The organism is Enterobacter sp. BIDMC93 (assembly GCF_001037805.1).
In the GTDB taxonomy this organism is placed as follows: Bacteria; Pseudomonadota; Gammaproteobacteria; order Enterobacterales; family Enterobacteriaceae; genus Enterobacter; species Enterobacter hormaechei_C.
Window position 1 is genome coordinate 3,187,972 of the sequence record NZ_KQ089962.1, and the last position, 19,128, is coordinate 3,207,099.

Sequence of the window (19,128 nt, forward strand, 5' to 3'; positions counted from 1 at the left end):
TGAAGGACGCACCGTGCGCCAGGGCATTTTCACAGACGTATTATCGGCAGCAGTCAGGCCAGACCTTAGGGATGGGATAAAAGAAAAACCGCCGGTCCTGTCCACAGCGTTTTCGCTTTTGTAGACAGGAGCCCGGCGGTCTTAAGAGAGTGAACCGATTATTCGGTTGGTGCAGGCATTTTACCTTCCGGCGCTGCACGTTCTGTCAGACGCTTCTCAAAATTGGCATTAAATTGCTTTTTCTGTTCCGGCGTCAGAATGTTGTAAATCTTGTTCTGAGTTTCCATGTGGGCCAGCATGCGCGCTTTATGCTGCTCGGCCATTTTGTCGATCTGCGCTTCCGCTTTTGCTTTATCGAAGCTGTCGCTGGCAATGATGTCATGCATTGCGCGGCGCTCTTCCAGCGGAGGACGTTTCATCTGGTCACGCTGGCTTTTCATGATGTCGCGGATCTGCTGCTTCTGCGCATCGGTGAGGTTCAGATCTTTAAACATCATCATCTCATGGTGCATACCCGGCTTGCCTTTATGATGCATCATCATTTTGCCTTCCGTCGGCGCGGCGGTAGTGGTCGCGGTATCGGCGGCGAACGCCATGCTGGTAGCGCCCAGAGCCAGGGTAGAGGCAACAAACAGTGCAGTTAATTTACGCATAATGTCTTTCCTTACTTTCAGTTATTCTTCGGCGCTATGCCGTGTTGACGAGATTAACTTTACGGGGTTTATCGTCAATTAGTCAGAGCAACGGTAAAACAATGAAAGTGTAAAAAACAACTTTTCGCCAATTGTGGAGAAATTAAGGAAAAAGCGTGGAGAGATGAAACAAAAATATTCAACAGGATGATTTTAAAGAGATTATGGAGAAGTATAGCGAAGTGTCGTTTAATAATAAAGCAATTCTCCAGGAATATTCCGCAAACAATACCAGAGCGCTTTTAACGCTAAGAAATTTATTCTTCATTTCCCCTCCGGTCTGCGCGAGGGGAGACGATCAGGGCATTTTTTCCAGCATCAGGCCAGCTCGCAAACCAAACGCGACCGACGGATTAGGAAATAAAACATATTCCGTGGATTTCTGTACCGCATAGCGCGTCTCACCATCTTCCGCCAGCAGGACGCCCTGGCGAAACGGCGTAAAGTTCAGCGTATGGGGCGCCATATGTAGCTGGAAAGCCTCGCTTTGACGCGTGATCTGCTGCACGACCCGATAGCGCACAACGGGTTCCCGGGAGGGTTCCGGCGCAACCCCGGCAAGCAACGCCCGAAGCGCCTGATGCGTAGGGGCAAAACGCGTCAGGTCGTTTTGCCCGAACGGCAGCGCTTTTCCCAGCTCCAGGGTGCAGGATAACGCGCCAACATTCTCGCAGGTGAAGTGGGTAAACGTGCCGCCTGGCGTCTGGTGGAAAACCAGCGCCTCCAGCCCCGCGTCGCCAAGCCAGGTCAGAAACGCCTCATCCCACGGCTGATGACGCTGCGGTAACACGCCAAAACGCACGTGGTACGAGGCGCGAATGGCCGTATGCAGATCGAGGTGCCAGCGCGTTTCCCCCGCCCCGGCAAAAAACGCCGTAACCACCTTCTCCAGCCATTGCGCGCGTGTCGTCTCATCACTCTGTGGAAACTGCGCCCAGCGACCACCAAACATGCGGTTGATGTCGCTCACGAGATACCGTTTATTTTGCGCCAGCGCAGGCGGATTTCCCAGCACCACCAGCAGACGGCAGTGCAGCGTGATCTCAGCGCGAAACAGCGCGCGCAGCAAAAGATCGACAATCTCCACGGGTGCGGTTTCGTTTCCGTGAATGCCGGTCGAAAGCAGCAGCGACAGGTCATATTCCCCCGTCGGCGTCAGTTCAAGCACGCCCCGCCCCAGCCATCGCCAGTGGAACGAGGGGCCTTCCCCCTCGTGCCGCTCCGGTGTCTCTTCGGCCAGCGTCAGCGCCAGTAAGTTTTCCATATCGTCTCCTTAGCGCTGGAACGGATAAACCGATCCCAGTTGCAGGATGGTCGATAATGCATCCAGCGCCTCGCGGCCTTCGCGCAGCAGATGCGGATCAACCAGATCGGCCTGAACTAGACGGTCGCGATAATAGCGGTCCACCCAGTCATTGAGGGTATTGAACAGCGTGTCGTTCATCATTACCGCCGGATTCACGGCCTGCATCTCCTCCGGCGTTAACACCACGCGCAGTCGCAGGCACGCCGGTCCCCCGCCGTTGGCCATACTTTCCCGCAGATCAAACACGCGCAGTTCATCAATCGGGTTATCCGCCTGCACCAGTTCGCTCAGATAGCGCCAGACGCCCTGATGGTTGCGGGACTCCTGCGGCAGCACCAGCATCATGCTGCCATCATCCCGGCTCAGCAGCTGGCTGTTGAACAGATACGTTTCGACCGCATCCTGCACGCTTACCGCCTGCGTGGGCACCTGAATCGGCATAAATCCCGGCACGCGTTCGCGCAGCGTGGCCAGCAACTTTTCCTGATGGGCAAACGCCTGCTCGTGGCAGAACAGCACCTGACGGTTGGAAACGGCAATGACGTCGTTATGAAACACGCCCTGGTCGATCACCTGCGGATTTTGCTGGGCAAAAATCACCTGAGAAGGATTAACCTGGTTCAGGCGCGCAACCGCCTGGCTTGCGGCTAAAGTTTGTCTCGCCGGATAACGAACCGGCGCGGCGTGGCCGCCCTCTTCCCGTCCATAGATAAACAGCTGCAAACCCGGCTCGCCATAGTCGCCGCCCAGACGGTTGTGGTTTGCCGCCCCTTCATCGCCAAACATCGCGACCTGCGGCAGCGCCGAATGCACCTCGAAATGCGCTTCATGATTAAAAATGGCGCGCAGCACGCGCCCGGTGGTCTCCGCTTCGCTGGCGCGGTGGAATTTGTTGTTCAGGTTAGCAACGGTCAGATGCACTTTGCCGTCCAGCGTATCCGCCGACGGCGCAACGGTGGCGGCATTCGCCACCCACATCGAGGAGGCTGAACTGGCCGCCGAAAGCAGGTGTGGCGTCTGCGTGCCTGCTTTTTCCACCACCTGTTCATCCGTACCGCTGAACCCCAGCTGGCGCAGCACGTCCACGTTTGGTCGCTCCTGAGGCGGGATCACCGCCTGCGGGAAACCGGCATCGGACAGCGCCTTCATTTTCAACAGACCCTGCTTCGCCGCCAGCTTCGGGTTCGAGACCTGGAAACGGTGCTTCGTCGAGGCTTCATTACCGAACGACAGCCCGGCATAGTGGTGCGTCAGCCCCACGAGGCCGTCAAAGTTAACCTCACGCGCTTTCATGGGCGTCACCCTCTGTAAAATCCAGCCCCGGATTCAGCGTCTCCGGCAGCGTCAGCGCCGGGGTTTCCAGGCTTGCCATCGGCCACGCGCAGTAATCGGCGGCATACCAGGCGCTGGCGCGATGGTTGCCCGACGCCCCTACGCCACCAAACGGCGCGGTGCTCGCCGCACCGGTCAGCGGTTTGTTCCAGTTCACGATCCCGGCGCGCGCTTCCAGCAGCAGTTGTTCGAATTTCTCGCGATGCGGCGATATCAGGCCGCTCGACAGGCCGTAGCGGGTGTTGTTGGCCATCTCGATCGCCGACTCAAAATCGTCATAGCGCCAGACGCACAGCAGCGGGCCAAAGACCTCTTCATCCGGCACGTGGCTCGTCGCACTCATCTCAATAATCCCCGGCGTCAGCAGCGACGTGCCCGGCATTACCTGTTTCGGCTCCAGCAGGGTTTTCGCCCCACGCGCCACGTGCTCCTGCCACGCTTTCAGCACGTTCAGCGCCGCCTGCGCGGAGATCAGCCCGCCGATAAACGGCTGCGGCTCGGCATCCCATTTCGCGGGAACCAGACGCGCGCTCACCTCCACCAGACGCTTCACGAACGCATCCCCCTGCGCGCCGCGTTTAACCAGCAGGCGGCGGGCGCAGGTACAGCGCTGTCCGGCGGTAATAAACGCCGACTGAATGGTCAGATGGACCGCGGCATCGATATCATCCGGATCTTCCACAATCAGCGGGTTGTTGCCGCCCATCTCCAGCGCCAGAATTTTTTCCGGCTGCCCCGCCAGCTGACGATGCAGCTGATAGCCCGTTCCGGCACTGCCGGTGAACAGCAGACCGTCAATGTCGCTCAGCGCACTCAGCGCCTGACCTGTTTCACGCCCGCCCTGCACCAGATTCACCACCCCCGGCGGCAGCCCCGCCTGCTCCCAGAGTTTTATGACTGCTTCTCCGGTTAAGGGGGTTAACTCACTCGGCTTGAAGATGACGGTATTCCCCGCCAGCAGCGCAGGCACAATGTGCCCGTTCGGCAGATGTCCGGGGAAGTTATACGGGCCAAACACCGCCAGCACCCCGTGCGGACGGTGGCGCAGCGTGGCGGCGCCGTCTGGCATCTCGGTATGCTGCTCGCCGGTGCGGGTATGGTACGCCTTCACCGATATCGCGATTTTGTTGATCATCGCCGTGACTTCGGTTGTTGCCTCCCAGCGCGGCTTGCTGGTTTCGCAGGCAATGATGCGGGTCAGCTCGGCTTTATTGGCCTCCAGCAGCGCAGCAAATTTCTCAACCAGCGCCTGGCGCTCGGAGAATGGCCGTTTCGCCCATGCCGGAAACGCGCGGCGTGCAGCCTGGCAGGCCTGCTCAACCTGCCCGGCGCTGGCGTCGTTCCCCGACCAGAGCACCTCCTGACCGACCGGGTTAGTTTTTGTCCGCGCGTCACCTTCGCCCGTTACCCAGTCACCGTTAATCCATAGAGTCATGCTGTTTTCTCCTCAGGGCAGAGCCGCACCAGGCGAACCGTGTCGCCAGCGTTACATTTCAGGGCATCCAGTTGCGCAGCCGTCAGTACCAGACGCTCGCATGTTGGGTTGGTTCGCACCAGCATGGCGCGGAAGTTGGTGTAATTCTCGTTCGAGACCAGGCAGGCTGGCCACTCGCCCGGCGCGGGCTGGCCTTCTGAAACCTCAACCAGGCGGCTTTTACGGATGGCGCGAACGCGGTCAATGTCGCATTCCAGCGTCGGGCCGCCGTCGAAGATGTCGACGTAGTTACGGTAGCGAAATCCCTCTTTCTCCAGCACTGCGCGGGCCGGGGCGGTTTGCGGGTGAACTTCGCCGATCACCGCCTGCGCTTCAGGCGTTAAGAAATGGGTATAAATAGGATGCTTCGGCATCAGCTCGGCGATAAACGCCTTCTGACCGGTACCGCACAGGTAATCCGCCCGGCTAAATTCCATGGAGAAGAAGCGTTCGCCCAGACTCTCCCAGAACGGCGAATAGCCCGTCTCATCAATCACGCCGCGCATCTCCGCGACCACTTTTTCGTTGAAGCGGTCGCGAAAGGCGGCCATAAACATAAAGCGCGATTTGGAGAGCAGATAACCGTTGCCCTCTTTGCGCCAGTCCGGATCGAGAAACAGGGTGCAGAGTTCGCTGGCGCCGGTATGGTCATTACAGAGGAAGAGCGTCGGCAGCGCGTTGTAAACGTTCAGCTCTTTCGAGGCGTGGACCATCGTGCCGACGCGGTAGTTGTACCACGGATCGTTAAGCCCGACGGCCACCTCGATGGCGCAAATCCCCGCCACGGTTCCCGTGTCGGTATCTTCCAGCACGAACACATAGCCCTGTTCGCTTTTTGGCAACGTCCCCTGCCAGGTTTGCAGGGCGCGCTCGATGCGCGCCGACAGCGTTTTTTCATCGGCAGGCAGCGAGGTTAGCCCGCCCCCTGTCTTACCGGCAAGCTGCATAAGCCCGGCGAGATCGCCGTGCGCAACGGGACGGATGACCATCATGATGACACCCCGGACTTCACCTGTTCGCAGGCCAGCGCAAAACGATCTAACCCGGTTCTGACCTCTTCCTCGCTGACGATCAGCGCAGGGGCAAACCGCACCACGTTAGCACCGGCAATCAGCACCATTACGCCCTGCTTTGCCGCTTCCTGTGAAATCAGCTTCGCTTTGCCGGCAAACTCAGGGGCAAGTTCACAGCCTATTAACAGCCCCAGACCGCGGATCTCTTTGAACAAGCCGGTCTGGTTATTGATGGCAGTAAGGCGCTCAACAAACCACTGGTGACGCTGCTTCACGCCGTTCAGCACCTCAGGGGTGTTGATGATATCCAGCACCTGTCCGGCGACAGCGGTTGCCAGCGGGTTGCCGCCGTATGTGGTGCCATGGGTGCCCACGGTCATCACGCTGGCGAATTTATCGGTGGTCAGCATCGCCCCCACCGGGAAACCGCCGCCGAGCGCTTTGGCTGTTGAGAGCACATCCGGGGTCACGCCATAGTGCATGTAGGCGTACAGCTCACCCGTGCGGCCCACGCCGGTCTGGACTTCGTCAAAAATCAGGACCGCGTTATGCCGATCGCACAGCTCGCGCAGCCCTTGCAGGAACGCTTTCTGGGCGGGCATGACGCCGCCTTCCCCCTGCATGGGCTCGACAATCAACGCACAGGTGGTGTCGTCAATCAGCTCGCTGGCAGAGTGTAAATCGTTATACGCCGCATGCCGGATATCCGGCGGCAGCGGCGCAAAATCCTGAGAATATGAGGGCTGACCACCCGCGCTGACGGTAAACAGCGTGCGGCCATGGAAGGCATTTTTAAAGGCTACGATGCCGCTCTTGTGCGCGCCGAATTTATCGTGCGCATATTTGCGCGCCAGCTTCAGCGCCGCTTCGTTCGCTTCCGCGCCGGAGTTACAGAAAAAGACTTTTTCTGCGAAAGTGGCGTCGATCAGCTTCTTCGCCAGACGCAATGCCGGTTCGTTGGTATAACCGTTGCCGGTATGCCAGAATTTCGCCGCCTGGTCATTCAGCGCCTGCCGCAGCGCCGGGTTTGCATGCCCCAGCGCATTCACCGCAATCCCACCCGCAAAGTCGATATACTCTTTGCCCTGCTGATCCCACAGGCGAGAGCCTTCCCCACGTACCGGAATAAAAGCCGCCGGAGCGTATACCGGCATCATCCATTCATCGAAATTTTCACGCGTAACTGACAGAGACATAGCGACCTCATCCGGTAAATAAAAGGTTGTTTAAATGTTAAATAATTGAGTGTTTGCACTGTGAATGTAGATTGCAGCGTTCGTGCCAGCCAGCGATAAAAATGCATAAACGGGTTGGGGTAACAGAATATCAATGAGTTACAATATGGAGTTATTCACTGTTAATGCATAAATAGTGAATATTATTACGACAAGCGGCGCTTTACCGCATGAAAACAAGAAAGAGTATGCAGAGGCCAAATATAATTCTGGAATTGTGATCGCTCGCGAAATTTATCGGCCCTTTACGCCCTGTTCGAGGGCAAAACGCGCCGAAATGGTGCAAATATTGCACCGTCGGCATTATCTGTCGCAGTAATTGGGCGAAGCGGATAACAGACGACGTAAATTCTGCTACCATCCTTGCACTATTCACCTTGCATTGGCAGCGACTATGAAATTTGTCTCTTTTAATATCAACGGCCTGCGTGCCCGCCCTCACCAGCTTGAAGCGATTGTTGAGCAACATCAGCCAGATGTGATCGGCTTGCAGGAGACAAAAGTTCACGACGATATGTTCCCGCTCGAAGAGGTAGCGAAGCTGGGCTATAACGTTTTTTACCACGGTCAGAAAGGCCACTACGGCGTTGCGCTGCTGACCAAAGATACGCCGGTGTCGGTGCGTCGTGGCTTCCCGGGTGACGATGAAGAGGCGCAACGCCGCATCATCATGGCGGAAATTCCTTCCGCGCTCGGCAATGTGACCGTCATCAACGGCTATTTCCCGCAGGGTGAAAGCCGCGATCATGAAACCAAATTCCCGGCCAAAGCGAAGTTTTATCAGGATCTGCAAAACTACCTGACAACCGAACTCAAAAAAGAAAACCCGGTGCTGATCATGGGCGACATGAATATCAGCCCGACGGATCTGGATATCGGTATTGGCGAAGAGAACCGTAAGCGCTGGCTGCGCACCGGCAAATGCTCTTTCCTGCCGGAGGAGCGCGAGTGGATGGAGCGCCTGCTGGGTTGGGGGCTGGTGGATACTTTCCGCACGGCTAACCCGGCGACGCAGGATCGCTTCTCGTGGTTTGACTATCGCTCTAAAGGCTTCGATGACAACCGGGGCCTGCGTATTGATCTGCTGCTGGCGAGCGCCCCCCTGGCCGAACGCTGCATCGAAACCGGTATCGACTATGACATCCGCAGCATGGAAAAACCGTCCGACCATGCGCCGGTATGGGCAACGTTCAAGCTGTAAACTTCAGTGAATATTAAAAAAATCAGTCTCCTGTGCGCCCTTTTGGGCGCATTTGTTTTGACCGTTGTTTTGCTTCCTCCAGGCATGCTCTCCCTCGACACGCTAAAAATGCACCAGCAAACGTTGATCGATCGTGTGGAGCAGGCGCCTCTTCAGAGCGCGCTGATCTATTTTGCGGTTTACGTTCTGCTCTCCGCGCTGTCGATCCCCGGAGCCGCGCTTCTGACGCTGCTCGGCGGGGCGCTTTTCAGCCTGTGGGAGGCGACGCTGTTGGTGTCATTTGCCTCGACGCTCGGCGCCACGCTTGCCATGCTCGTCAGCCGTTATCTGCTGCGCGACTGGGTGCAACGGCGCTTTGCCGCACAGATGAGCACGATAGATGCGGGGATGGATCGCGACGGCGCACGCTACCTTTTTGCCCTGCGCCTGATGCCGTTGTTCCCGTTCTTTCTGGTCAATTTGCTGATGGGGCTAACCCGTCTCAGGGTGCGTCACTACTGGTGGGTCAGCCAGCTTGCAATGCTACCTGCCACCGTCATTTATCTGAACGCCGGACGCGAGCTGGGGAAACTCACCTCGCTGCGCGATATTCTGTCGCCGGGACTGCTGTTCGCCTTTACACTATTAGGGTTATTACCGCTGGTCACTCGCTGGCTGTTTTCCCGTTACATCCCTTCGATTAAAAAGTGAGGCATTATGCGCCGGGTGCGTTTTTGCGCGTTTCTGACGAGTCTGCTGCTGGCAACCTCTGCCTTCGCCGCAGAGAGCTGGCAATCCATTCAGCAACAGGCCACCGGGCAGACCGTCTGGTTTAACGCCTGGGGCGGTGACGAGGCCGTTAACCGCTACCTCGACTGGGTAAGCGGCGAGATGAAAACGCACTACGCCATCAACCTGAAGATCGTTCATCTGGCCGATGCCGCCGACGCGGTGAAGCGGATCCAGACGGAACATGCCGCAGGACGCAGCAGTAACGGGTCGGTGGATCTGCTCTGGGTAAACGGGGAAAACTTCCGCAACCTGAAAGCGGCAAACCTGCTGCTCACCGGCTGGGCGCAAACCCTGCCCAACTGGCGCTACGTCGATACCCGTAAACCGGTAACGGAAGATTTTGCCATCCCGACCGATGGGGCAGAATCCCCGTGGGGCGGCGCGCAATTAACCTTTATCGCCCGTAAAGCGAGTACGCCGACACCACCGGCAGATCCCCACGCGCTGCTGGTATACGCCCGACAGCACCCTGGCAAGGTGAGCTATCCGCGACCGCCGGATTTTACCGGCACGGCGTTTCTTGAGCAGCTACTGCTGGCGCTGACCGCCCATCCGGAGGCGCTAAAAAACGCGCCAGACAGTACCTTTGCGCAGGTCACCGCGCCGCTGTGGGATTACCTTGATACGCTGCACCCCCTGCTGTGGCGCGAAGGGAACGATTTTCCTCCGTCGCCTGCGCGCATGGATACGCTGCTGGCCAGCGGCAGCCTGAACCTGTCGCTCACCTTTAACCCCGCCCATGCGATGCAAAAGGTGGCGAGCGGTGAACTGCCTGCCGACAGCTACAGTTTCGGCTTTCTCAAAGGCATGATCGGCAACGTCCATTTTGTCGCTATCCCGGCAAACGCCAGCGCGAGCGCAGGCGCGAAGGTGGTGGCGAATTTCCTGCTGTCACCGCAGGCGCAGATCCGCAAAGCTAATCCTGCCGTCTGGGGTGACCCGAGCGTGCTGGATGGCGAAAAACTGCCTGCGAAAGCGGCAAAACAGCTTCGCGCCTTTACCCCCTCAGGCACGCCTGATGTACTTCCCGAACCTCACGCCGCCTGGGTTAACGCCCTGGAGCAGGAATGGCTTCGCCGCTACGGAACCCGCTAAGCGGGCTGGTCTGGGCGGCAATGGCGGTCATCTATCTGCCACTGCTTCCCGCCAGCGGCATGCTGCTGGCCCCGGCGTTTTCTCCCGGCAACTGGGCGACGCTGTTTGCCGACCCGCAGCTGCCGCAGGCGCTGGCCGCCACGCTGGTTTCCACGCTTATCGCGACGCTGGGCTCACTGTTTATCGCCCTGACCCTGCTTGCGCTTCTCTGGCCGGGTGAAGGCTGGCAGCGCCTGAGCACCCGTCTGCCGTGGCTGTTAGCCGTGCCGCACGTCGCCTTCGCCACCAGCGCGCTGCTGCTGTTTGCGGAAGGGGGGCAGTTTTACCGGATCTGTACGGTCTGTTCGCCGCAGCTTGACCGCTACGGTATCGGGCTTGGCCTGACGCTTGCGGTCAAAGAGAGCGCGTTCGTTCTGTGGGCAATCTACGCCGCGCTGCCTGAAAAGCGTCTCGCACAGCAGAAAATCGTCCTGCATACCTTCGGCTACGGACGAATGCAGGCGCTCAACTGGCTCGTCCTCCCGGCAATCGCCCCCGCGCTGGGCGCAGTCATGCTGGCGGTGCTGGCCTGGTCGCTTTCCGTGGTGGATGTGGCGATCGTGCTCGGGCCAGGCAACCCGCCTACGCTGGCGGTACTGGCCTGGCAGTGGCTCGCCCAGGGCGATGCACAACAGCAAACAAAGGGAACGCTGCTGTGTCTGGTGTTGCTCCTGCTGCTGGCGGCGCTTGCCGCGGTGGGATACGGCTTCTGGACGGCATGGCGGCGCGCCCAGCGTGACCCCTCCGGAATTCGTCACGCTTCGCATACTGCGCTGCCCGCACGGACGCTGGGCGGGTTACTGCCGCTGTGCGGCGTCCTCTGTGCGCTGGTTCTGCTGATGCTGGCACGCCGGGACGACATCGGCCCCGTCAGCGACAGCCTTTCACTGGGACTGCTGTCCAGCCTGACAGCGCTGGCCATCCTCATGCTCTGGCTTGAGTGGGGACCCCAGCGCGGCGCGGTGTGGGTCTGGCTGCCGCTCGCCCTCCCGGCGCTGCCCCTCGTGTCCGGGCAATATGCCGTGGCGCTGTGGCTGGGCTTCGACGGCCAGTACGCTGCGGTGCTCTGGAGCCATATGCTCTGGGTTCTCCCGTGGATGCTCCTGGTGCTGCAACCGGCCTGGCGCAGGCTCGATCCCCGGCTTATCCTCACCGCCAGAACGCTGGGCTGGCGACAGGCGAAAATTTTCTGGTTGGTGAAATGCCCCCTGATGATTCGTCCGGCCCTGCTGGCCTTTGCCACCGGCTTTTCCGTGAGCATGGCCCAGTACATGCCGACCCTCTGGCTGGGAGCGGGACGTTTCACCACCCTGACGACGGAGGCGGTCGCCCTCAGCAGCGGCGGCAGCATTCCGATCCTCGCCAGCCGGGCGCTGGGTCTGTTGCTGTTGACCAGCAGCGTATTTGCCCTTGCCGCGCTGCTCTCCCGGCTCGTGGGCCGTCACAGACAAGGATTACGTTAATGCTGAACGTGAAAAATCTCACCATTGCGCCACTCTTCCGTGAGGTCAACTTCCGCGTCCCGGCGGGGGAGATTGTCACGCTGATGGGGCCCTCCGGGAGCGGAAAATCGACCCTTTTCGCCTGGATGGTGGGGGCGTTATCCGCTGATTTTAAGGCGCACGGCGAGCTGTGGCTGAACGATCGTCGCTGCGATCTGCTCCCCGTGGAAACGCGCGGGATCGGCATTCTGTTTCAGGATGCCCTGCTGTTTGACGCCTTCAGCGTGGGGCAAAACCTGATGCTGGCGCTGCCGGCGCACATCGTCGGGCGCGCCCGCCGCAACGCGGTAGAACAGGCCCTGGACACTGCCGGGCTGGCAAACCAGTACGCCAGCGATCCGGCGACCCTGTCCGGCGGCGAGCGCGCCCGGGTCAGCCTGTTGCGCGCTCTTCTCGCCCAGCCGCAGGCATTGCTGCTCGACGAGCCGTTCAGTCGACTGGATAAAACGCTGCGCACCTCATTCCGGGCGTGGGTATTCGAGGTTACTCGCCAGCGCAGGATCCCGGTGGTGCTGGTCACGCATGATGAGGACGATATTCCGCCCGGCGGCGAGGTGATTGAGATTTCTCGCTGGCAATAATGTGCTAACGCAATGTTTTTGGCTTCAGGAGAGACGACAATGCCCCCCTCTTTTAATGACGTCAGGTTTTTCGATGAAACGTGTTTCTCAACTGACCGCGCTGGCCCTGCTCTGCGGCCTCGCCTCACTCTCCTCCACGGCGGCTGATATGCCCCACTCCCTCACGCTGGACCAGCTCCAGGCGCAAAACGGCGCGGTAATTGATACGCGCGTCAGTGCGTTCTATAACGGCTGGCCGCAGACCCTGAGCGGAACGTCCGGGCATGAACCCGCCGCGCTTAATCTCTCTGCCAGCTGGCTTGGGGCAATGAGCGATGAACAGCTCAGCGGCTGGGCAAAACAACATCGGCTTACGCCAGACATGCCGGTTGCGCTCTATGGCAACGATGATGACAACCAGACCGTCAAAGCGCGGCTGGAGAAAGCGGGCTTTACCCACGTCTCCACCCTGAGCGATGCCCTGCAACAATCCGACCGTCTGCAACGTCTGGCGCATTTCGAACAGCTGGTTTATCCGCAGTGGATCCGCCAGTTGCAGCAGGGCAAACCCGTTACCGCCGCACCAGCCGGAGAATGGAAGGTGATCGAGGCTGGCTGGGGTGCGCCGAAGCTTTATCTCCTGAGCCACATTCCCGGTGCGGGCTATATCGACACCAATGAAGTGGAAAGCGAACCGCTGTGGAATAAGGTCTCTGACGAAAAGCTGAAAGCGATGCTGGCGAAGCACGGGATCCGTCACGATACCACCGTCATTCTGTACGGTCGCGACGTGTATGCCGCCGCGCGCGTGGCGCAGATCATGCTCTACGCGGGCGTGAAGGATGTGCGAATTCTGGATGGCGGCTGGAAGGCGTGGTCCGACGCCAGCCTGCCCGTTGAGCGCGGAACGCCTGCAAAGGTCAAGCCAGCCCCTGATTTTGGCGCGCCGATCCCGGGCCAGCCCCGGCTGATGGTGGATATGGAGCAGGCCCGAGGAATGCTGCACCGTCAGGACGCCTCGCTGGTGAGCATTCGTTCCTGGCCAGAGTTTATCGGTTTAACCAGCGGCTACAGCTATATCAAGCCAAAAGGTGAAATTGCCGGTGCGCGCTGGGGCCATGCGGGCAGCGACGCGACCCACATGGAAGATTTCCACAATCCGGATGGCACCATGCGCAGCGCTGATGATATTGCCGCCATGTGGAAAACGTGGAATATCCTGCCGGAGCAGCACGTTGCGTTTTACTGTGGTACCGGCTGGCGCGCGTCTGAAGCCTTTATGTACGCCCGCGCGATGGGCTGGCAGAACGTTGCCGTCTACGACGGCGGCTGGTACGAATGGAGCAGCCATCCGCAGAACCCGGTCTCCACCGGGGAGCGCGGACCGGAAAGCGCACGCTAGCGGGGAAGTGATTTCAGCGTGATGTAACCGCTCCAGATGCGCGTTGTGGTGGTCAGCCAGCACAACGCGCCAAACGTCCAGGCAAACAGCGCGAAATGCGCCGGAAACAGGCAGCACAGCGCAAACAGCGCGATGGTCTCCGTTCCTTCCGTTAATCCCCCAATGTAATAAAGCGACTTGTGCGCATAGCCGGGGTTGTCGATATCATGCTTCCCCGCCAGCGCGGCAAAGGCCAGAAAACTGCTGCCCGTCCCCATAAACGCGAACAGCAGCCAGGCGGCGGCGATCGCGTTATCAGCCGGAGCGGCCAGCGCAAAGCCAAACGGCACCAGGGCGTAGAACAGGAAGTCGAGGGCGATATCAAGAAATCCTCCCGCGTCCGTCAGGCCACGGCGACGCGCCAGCGCGCCGTCCAGACCATCCAGCAGCCGGTTCAGCACAATGGCGATCAGCGCCGCCGGATACCAGCCCAGCGCCAGAAACGGTAACGCCAGCACGCCAATCGCAAACCCGGCGAGCGTTAAGCCATCAGGCGTGATAAACGGTCTATCCAGCGCGGCGGCCAGCTGATTTAACCCGGGTTTCAGTCGGGGGTGCAGATGTTTATCCAGCATGCGGTTTACCTTTAAACGTGGCGCACAGCCCCTGAGCCGGGATATCCAGCGCGGCGTTAAAGCGGGCGGAAAGATTCTGAAAGGCAATCAGAGCCGTCATTTCGGTGATGGTCTCTTCCGTAAAGTGGCGCTTCAGCAGACTTTTGATATTTTCATCCACCTGAGGTGGCGTGGCGGTGACCGCTTCCGCATAGGCCAGCGCCGCGCGCTCCTCTTCGCTGAACAGGGTGGAATTTTGCCAGTCGCTGACGGCCTGCACTTTATCCAGCGCCCCGCTCCGCTCGGCCAGACGCAGGCTGTTGGCATCAATACAAAATGCGCAGTGGCAGATCTGCGAGACCCGCGTCATTAGCAGCGATCGCAGAACCGGCGTCAAACGCGCCTTGCGACGCTCCAGATAGCCGACAAACAGCGCCACCAGCCAGAAAAGACGCGGCATGCGCCCCCACCAGCGCGTGGGGTTCAGCACCGCGCCGAAGTGTTTTTTCTGCATGGCGGCGATGGGGCTGAGGCTGACGGGAAGGGTTTCCATGGGCGCAACCCAGGCGGATGTCTCTTTCACCTGATTCTCCTGATGACTGGACTCTTTGGAAGGGCACGATAATATGTCGTTTTTCGCTATTAATTATTGACGAACATGCTGAAAACACTCGATGTGGTTGCGGCCATCCTCGAAAAAGAGGGCAAGATTTTGCTGGCGCAGCGTCCCGAACATGCCGATCAGCCAGGAATGTGGGAATTTGCAGGCGGGAAGGTTGAAGCCGGTGAGACCCAGCCGGAAGCGCTGATCCGCGAACTGCGCGAAGAACTCGGCATTGAAGCCGTGCCCGCGCGGTATGTGGCAAGCCACCAGCGGGAGGTGTCGCAGCGGCTGATTCACCTCCACGCCTGGCATGTGCCTGAATTTAGCGGTGAGCTGAAGGCGCATTATCACTCGGCGCTGGTATGGTGCACGCCAGAAGACGCGTTCACGTATGCTTTAGCCCCGGCGGATATACCGCTGCTGGAAGCGTTTATTCTTTTACGCGACGCCAGACCAGCGGGTTTGTACTGAGGGTGCGTTCATCACGCTGGCACTGCAACAGCACGCCATCTGCCCTGACTACTGCGCCTTCGGAATAGTTTTGATCCTGATAGATACAGCACTGATTACACGGCTGCGCACGCTGGCCGCCAGCGCTAAAGACCTCTGGCGGCACGTTGACCTCGACATCCGGGCGAATGCGGTCAGCCTGTGCCCCGGCGGACACCATCAAACATAACGCGGCCATTGCGTAACGGTTCATAGACTTTATTTCCTTTGCATCGTTTATATCTATAACGGTCGATCCGGACGGGATCTTTAATTTATCTCGTCATCGCTTTTGGTTATGACGCGCGCCCTGTCATTAATTTCCCTTGCGGCATAAATTTCTGCTTGCCTCTCAAAGCGGTGCGGGTGGTATAGTCAAAAAAACGACACAAAACATCTACGCCACACGCATAAATTATTATAAGAGGTTCTTATATCTATGGATCAGACACGCTCTCTGGAAAGCTTTCTTGCCCATGTTCAGCAGCGCGACCCGCACCAAAGCGAGTTTGCCCAGGCCGTTCGTGAAGTCATGACCACCCTGTGGCCCTTCCTTGAGGAAAATCCGCGTTACCGTCAGATGGCGCTGCTTGAACGTCTGGTAGAGCCGGAGCGCGTCATCCAGTTCCGCGTGGCGTGGGTGGACGACCGCAATCAGGTGCAGGTCAACCGCGCGTGGCGCGTGCAGTTTAACTCCGCCATTGGGCCGTTTAAGGGCGGGATGCGCTTCCACCCCTCGGTGAACCTGTCGATTCTGAAATTCCTCGGCTTTGAGCAGACCTTTAAAAATGCGCTCACTACCCTGCCGATGGGCGGCGGTAAAGGCGGGAGTGATTTCGATCCGAAAGGCAAGAGCGAAGGCGAAGTGATGCGCTTCTGCCAGGCGCTGGTCACTGAACTCTATCGCCACCTTGGGCCGGACACCGACGTTCCTGCCGGGGATATCGGCGTGGGGGGGCGTGAAGTGGGTTTTATGGCCGGGATGATGAAAAAGCTCTCCAACAACAGCGCCTGCGTCTTTACCGGCAAAGGTCTGTCGTTTGGCGGTAGCCTGATTCGCCCCGAAGCGACGGGTTATGGTCTGGTCTATTTCACCGAAGCGATGCTTAAGCGTCACGGGCTGAGCTTCGAGGGGATGCGCGTGGCGGTCTCCGGCTCCGGTAACGTGGCGCAGTACGCTATCGAGAAAGCGATGGCGTTTGGCGCGCGCGTGGTGACCGCCTCCGACTCCAGCGGCACCGTGGTGGATGAAGCTGGCTTTACAGCAGAAAAACTGGCGCGTCTGTGCGAAATCAAGGCCAGCCGTGACGGTCGGGTAGCGGATTATGCCCGTGAATTTGGCCTGACCTATCTGGAAGGTAAACAGCCGTGGGGCGTGCCGGTGGATATCGCCCTGCCGTGCGCGACGCAAAACGAACTGGACGTGGATGCCGCCCGGACGCTGATTAGCAATGGCGTGAAAGCGGTAGCGGAAGGGGCAAATATGCCCACCACTATTGAAGCGACCGACCTGTTCCTGGACGCGGGCGTGCTGTTTGCGCCAGGCAAGGCGGCGAACGCTGGCGGCGTGGCAACATCCGGTCTGGAAATGGCGCAAAACGCCGCGAGAATGGGCTGGAAGGCAGAGAAAGTGGATGCCCGTCTGCACCACATCATGCTCGATATTCATCACGCCTGCGTGGAGTACGGCGGCGAGGCCTCGCAAACTAACTACGTGCGCGGGGCGAATATCGCCGGGTTCGTGAAGGTGGCCGATGCGATGATCGGACAGGGTGTGATTTAGTTTCGCTGCATTCTCGCCCTTGTAGGCCCGGTAAGCATTAGCGCCACCAGGCTTTTTTCAGGCCGCAGAGGGGCTTTCGCCGGGTGGCGGCTTCGCCTTACCCGGCCTACGGTTTAAGCGGTTGTATTTTTGGCTGCGCTTTTCTTCTTTTTGAACGGTTTCTTCGCCCCGCCGCCCGGGGCGACCATTCCCCGGAATCGCTTCACTGGCGTACTGCGCGCCTGGTCAATCAGCTGATAAAGCGTCCCTACCAGCGGCTGCATAAAGTCCTGATAACGGCACTGCTTTTCGCTGATCTGCGTCAGCACCGACTCCCAGTGCGCGGTCATGTCCGGTCTGGCCGCCAGTTCAGGGAGGGAGTGGATGAGCGCCCGTCCCGGCTCTGTTGAGTGGATGTAACGCCCCTTCTTCTCAAGGAAACCACGCTTGAACAGTAATTCGATAATTCCCGCGCGGGTCGCCTCCGTGCCCAGACCGTCGGTGGCGCGCAGGATCTTCTTCAGATCTTTATCCTGCACAAAACGGGCGATCCCGGTCATGGCCGAAAGCAGCGTCGCATCGGTGAAGTGGCGCGGCGGCTGGGTTTGTCGTTCAACCACTTCGCCCTTCTCGCACAGCAGTTCGTCGCCTTTGGCCACGACCGGCAGCGGCGTGCCGTCGTTTTCTTCGTCACGTTCTTTGTTGCCGAGCAGCGTGCGCCAGCCCGCTTCCGCGAGGAAACGCGCTTTGGCGATAAATTTGCCTTTGGCAATCTCCAGTTCAATAACGCACTTGCGGAACACCGCGTCCGGGCAGAACTGCATCAGATACTGACGTGCGATCAGGTTATAGACCTTTGCTTCGTTGTCGGTCAGGTTGACGTTGCTGGTGCGCGCCGTCGGGATTATCGCGTGGTGAGCATCGACTTTTTTATCGTCCCAGCAGCGGTTATGGGTATCCGGGTTTACCGCCGGTTGCGGCAACAGATCCGGCGCATGGACGCCAATGGCATTCATCACCGAGTGGCGTCCGGCGAAGTGTTCTTCCGGCAGATAGCGGCTGTCCGAACGCGGATAGGTGATCAGCTTGTGGGTTTCGTAGAGCTTCTGGCAGATATCGAGCACGTTCTGCGCGCTAAGACCAAAGCGCTTAGCCGCCTCAATCTGCAACGCCGAAAGGGAGAACGGCAGCGGTGCGGGCTCCGTTTCCCGTTTGTCGTTATAGCTGGTGACGATTGCGGGCTGGCCGGTAATGCGGTTGACCACGTGCTCCGCCAGCGGGCGATGCAGCAGCCGTCCCTCTTCGTCCTGATATGACTCACAGGCATCGCTTGGCTGCCAGACGGCGGTAAAGCGTTCGTCTTTCGGCGTGACGATATGCGCTTTGACTTCGAAGAAGTCTTTGGCGACGAAATTTTCGATCTCTTCGTCGCGACGCACCACCAGCCCCAGCACCGGTGTCTGGACACGACCGACGGAGAGTACGCCCTGATAACCCGCGTTGCGCCCGAGAATGGTGTAGGCGCGGGTCATGTTGATCCCGTACAGCCAGTCCGCACGGGCACGCGCCAGCGCGGAGACACACAGGGGAATAAATTCGCTGTTGGCGCGCAGGCGTGAAATGGCCCGCTCTACCGCCTGAGGGTTGAGGTCGTTGATCAGGCAGCGCTGCACCTGCTGGCGCTTTTCCGGCGCCAGCTCCAGGTAGTCCAGCACTTCATCGACCAGCAGTTGCCCTTCCCTGTCCGGGTCACCCGCGTGGACCACTTCTGTCGCCTCATGCAGGAAGCGCTTAATGACGTTGAGCTGTTTGGTGACGGAAGGACGCGGTTGGAGACGCCACTTTTCCGGCACAATCGGTAGATCGTTGAGATTCCAGCGGGCGTAGCGGCTGTCGTAGACATCCGGCTGCGCCTGTTCAAGCAGGTGACCGATACACCAGGTGACCACCTGCCCGTTACCGCATTCGATAAAGCCGTCGCCTTTGCGATGCGGCCTGGGCAGCACATCGGCGATGGCACGCGCCAGACTCGGCTTTTCGGCAATAAACAACCGCATC

The 19,128-nt window shown here is 59.3% G+C and carries 18 protein-coding genes; 8 read left to right on the forward strand and 10 right to left on the reverse strand.

Going from position 1 to position 19,128, the window contains the following annotated elements; translation table 11 throughout:
* Nucleotides 1-158: 158 nt before the first annotated feature.
* The 6 genes from spy to SK58_RS14920 all read right to left on the reverse strand — a co-directional run bounded on the left by spy (nucleotide 159) and on the right by SK58_RS14920 (nucleotide 7,013).
* Nucleotides 159-653 (reverse strand): ATP-independent periplasmic protein-refolding chaperone Spy, encoded by a 495-nt coding sequence (gene spy, locus SK58_RS14895; protein WP_015570753.1) that lies wholly within the window; start codon nucleotides 651-653, stop codon nucleotides 159-161.
* A gap of 337 nt (nucleotides 654-990) precedes the next feature.
* A complete protein-coding gene (astE, locus tag SK58_RS14900) occupies nucleotides 991-1,956 on the reverse strand; it encodes a succinylglutamate desuccinylase (RefSeq protein WP_048220163.1) in 966 nt (321 codons plus the stop codon).
* 9 nt (nucleotides 1,957-1,965) lie between these two features.
* A complete protein-coding gene (gene astB, locus SK58_RS14905) occupies nucleotides 1,966-3,291 on the reverse strand; it encodes an N-succinylarginine dihydrolase (protein ID WP_048220164.1) in 1,326 nt (441 codons plus the stop codon).
* On the reverse strand, nucleotides 3,278-4,765 hold the full coding sequence (gene astD, locus SK58_RS14910) for a succinylglutamate-semialdehyde dehydrogenase (protein WP_048220165.1): 1,488 nt from the start codon (nucleotides 4,763-4,765) through the stop codon (nucleotides 3,278-3,280). Before astD ends, astB begins: the two co-directional genes overlap by 14 nt.
* The gene (gene astA, locus SK58_RS14915; RefSeq protein ID WP_015570755.1) at nucleotides 4,762-5,796 is read right to left on the reverse strand and encodes an arginine N-succinyltransferase; all 1,035 of its coding nucleotides are present in this window, start codon (nucleotides 5,794-5,796) and stop codon (nucleotides 4,762-4,764) included. The genes astD and astA overlap by 4 nt, the downstream gene beginning before the upstream one ends.
* Nucleotides 5,793-7,013, reverse strand: coding sequence for a succinylornithine/acetylornithine transaminase (locus SK58_RS14920; RefSeq protein WP_017693600.1), 1,221 nt, complete (start codon nucleotides 7,011-7,013; stop codon nucleotides 5,793-5,795). Before SK58_RS14920 ends, astA begins: the two co-directional genes overlap by 4 nt.
* 433 nt (nucleotides 7,014-7,446) lie before the next feature.
* On the opposite strand from SK58_RS14920, the gene xthA reads away from it, so the two are divergent.
* From xthA to SK58_RS14950, 6 genes are all read left to right on the forward strand, one after another.
* Nucleotides 7,447-8,253 carry an exodeoxyribonuclease III gene (gene xthA, locus SK58_RS14925; RefSeq protein WP_015570756.1) on the forward strand — a complete coding sequence of 269 codons (807 nt, stop codon included), beginning with the start codon at nucleotides 7,447-7,449 and terminating at the stop codon, nucleotides 8,251-8,253.
* Between the two features lie 6 nt (nucleotides 8,254-8,259).
* Nucleotides 8,260-8,943 (forward strand): TVP38/TMEM64 family protein, encoded by a 684-nt coding sequence (locus tag SK58_RS14930; protein WP_039271056.1) that lies wholly within the window; start codon nucleotides 8,260-8,262, stop codon nucleotides 8,941-8,943.
* Between the two features lie 6 nt (nucleotides 8,944-8,949).
* A complete protein-coding gene (locus tag SK58_RS14935) occupies nucleotides 8,950-10,119 on the forward strand; it encodes an ABC transporter substrate-binding protein (protein ID WP_072134609.1) in 1,170 nt (389 codons plus the stop codon).
* Nucleotides 10,092-11,621, forward strand: coding sequence for an ABC transporter permease family protein (locus SK58_RS14940; RefSeq protein WP_048220166.1), 1,530 nt, complete (start codon nucleotides 10,092-10,094; stop codon nucleotides 11,619-11,621). Before SK58_RS14935 ends, SK58_RS14940 begins: the two co-directional genes overlap by 28 nt.
* Nucleotides 11,621-12,241: an ATP-binding cassette domain-containing protein gene (locus tag SK58_RS14945; protein ID WP_048220167.1), complete on the forward strand. Its 621-nt coding sequence runs from the start codon at nucleotides 11,621-11,623 to the stop codon at nucleotides 12,239-12,241. The genes SK58_RS14940 and SK58_RS14945 overlap by 1 nt, the downstream gene beginning before the upstream one ends.
* Nucleotides 12,242-12,314: 73 nt before the next feature.
* A complete protein-coding gene (locus SK58_RS14950) occupies nucleotides 12,315-13,622 on the forward strand; it encodes a sulfurtransferase (protein ID WP_045338470.1) in 1,308 nt (435 codons plus the stop codon).
* On the opposite strand, the gene SK58_RS14955 is transcribed toward SK58_RS14950, so the two are convergent.
* Nucleotides 13,619-14,236: a CDP-alcohol phosphatidyltransferase family protein gene (locus tag SK58_RS14955; protein ID WP_045141483.1), complete on the reverse strand. Its 618-nt coding sequence runs from the start codon at nucleotides 14,234-14,236 to the stop codon at nucleotides 13,619-13,621. The two genes, SK58_RS14950 and SK58_RS14955, sit on opposite strands and share 4 nt — an antisense overlap.
* Nucleotides 14,226-14,798, reverse strand: a complete 573-nt coding sequence (locus tag SK58_RS14960) for a carboxymuconolactone decarboxylase family protein (protein WP_017384678.1) — start codon at nucleotides 14,796-14,798, stop codon at nucleotides 14,226-14,228. The genes SK58_RS14955 and SK58_RS14960 overlap by 11 nt, the downstream gene beginning before the upstream one ends.
* A 75-nt stretch (nucleotides 14,799-14,873) precedes the next feature.
* Here SK58_RS14960 and SK58_RS14965 point away from each other — a divergent pair, with 75 nt between their 5' ends.
* The gene (locus SK58_RS14965; protein ID WP_047062624.1) at nucleotides 14,874-15,290 is read left to right on the forward strand and encodes a pyrimidine (deoxy)nucleoside triphosphate diphosphatase; all 417 of its coding nucleotides are present in this window, start codon (nucleotides 14,874-14,876) and stop codon (nucleotides 15,288-15,290) included.
* On the opposite strand, the gene SK58_RS14970 is transcribed toward SK58_RS14965, so the two are convergent.
* Entirely contained in the window at nucleotides 15,250-15,522 is a 273-nt protein-coding gene (locus tag SK58_RS14970) for a YnjH family protein (protein ID WP_003857857.1), read from the reverse strand. The two genes, SK58_RS14965 and SK58_RS14970, sit on opposite strands and share 41 nt — an antisense overlap.
* Nucleotides 15,523-15,747: 225 nt before the next feature.
* Between SK58_RS14970 and gdhA the strand changes: the two genes are divergently transcribed.
* Entirely contained in the window at nucleotides 15,748-17,091 is a 1,344-nt protein-coding gene (gdhA, locus tag SK58_RS14975) for an NADP-specific glutamate dehydrogenase (protein ID WP_015570765.1), read from the forward strand.
* 113 nt (nucleotides 17,092-17,204) lie between these two features.
* Here the strand turns inward: gdhA and SK58_RS14980 are convergent, their stop codons facing one another.
* A complete protein-coding gene (locus tag SK58_RS14980) occupies nucleotides 17,205-19,127 on the reverse strand; it encodes a DNA topoisomerase III (protein WP_017384681.1) in 1,923 nt (640 codons plus the stop codon).
* Nucleotide 19,128 lies beyond the last annotated feature (1 nt).

Coding starts and splice junctions, on each gene's coding strand:
- astD (WP_048220165.1), bottom strand. CDS start 4,765: ATGACTCTATGGATTAACGGTGACTGGGTAACGGGCGAAGGTGACGCG.
- gdhA (WP_015570765.1), top strand. CDS start 15,748: ATGGATCAGACACGCTCTCTGGAAAGCTTTCTTGCCCATGTTCAGCAG.
- SK58_RS14980 (WP_017384681.1), bottom strand. CDS start 19,127: ATGCGGTTGTTTATTGCCGAAAAGCCGAGTCTGGCGCGTGCCATCGCC.
- SK58_RS14945 (WP_048220167.1), top strand. CDS start 11,621: ATGCTGAACGTGAAAAATCTCACCATTGCGCCACTCTTCCGTGAGGTC.
- astA (WP_015570755.1), bottom strand. CDS start 5,796: ATGATGGTCATCCGTCCCGTTGCGCACGGCGATCTCGCCGGGCTTATG.
- astB (WP_048220164.1), bottom strand. CDS start 3,291: ATGAAAGCGCGTGAGGTTAACTTTGACGGCCTCGTGGGGCTGACGCAC.
- SK58_RS14955 (WP_045141483.1), bottom strand. CDS start 14,236: ATGCTGGATAAACATCTGCACCCCCGACTGAAACCCGGGTTAAATCAG.
- SK58_RS14940 (WP_048220166.1), top strand. CDS start 10,092: ATGGCTTCGCCGCTACGGAACCCGCTAAGCGGGCTGGTCTGGGCGGCA.
- spy (WP_015570753.1), bottom strand. CDS start 653: ATGCGTAAATTAACTGCACTGTTTGTTGCCTCTACCCTGGCTCTGGGC.
- SK58_RS14965 (WP_047062624.1), top strand. CDS start 14,874: ATGCTGAAAACACTCGATGTGGTTGCGGCCATCCTCGAAAAAGAGGGC.
- SK58_RS14935 (WP_072134609.1), top strand. CDS start 8,950: ATGCGCCGGGTGCGTTTTTGCGCGTTTCTGACGAGTCTGCTGCTGGCA.
- SK58_RS14970 (WP_003857857.1), bottom strand. CDS start 15,522: ATGAACCGTTACGCAATGGCCGCGTTATGTTTGATGGTGTCCGCCGGG.
- SK58_RS14950 (WP_045338470.1), top strand. CDS start 12,315: ATGAAACGTGTTTCTCAACTGACCGCGCTGGCCCTGCTCTGCGGCCTC.
- astE (WP_048220163.1), bottom strand. CDS start 1,956: ATGGAAAACTTACTGGCGCTGACGCTGGCCGAAGAGACACCGGAGCGG.
- SK58_RS14920 (WP_017693600.1), bottom strand. CDS start 7,013: ATGTCTCTGTCAGTTACGCGTGAAAATTTCGATGAATGGATGATGCCG.
- xthA (WP_015570756.1), top strand. CDS start 7,447: ATGAAATTTGTCTCTTTTAATATCAACGGCCTGCGTGCCCGCCCTCAC.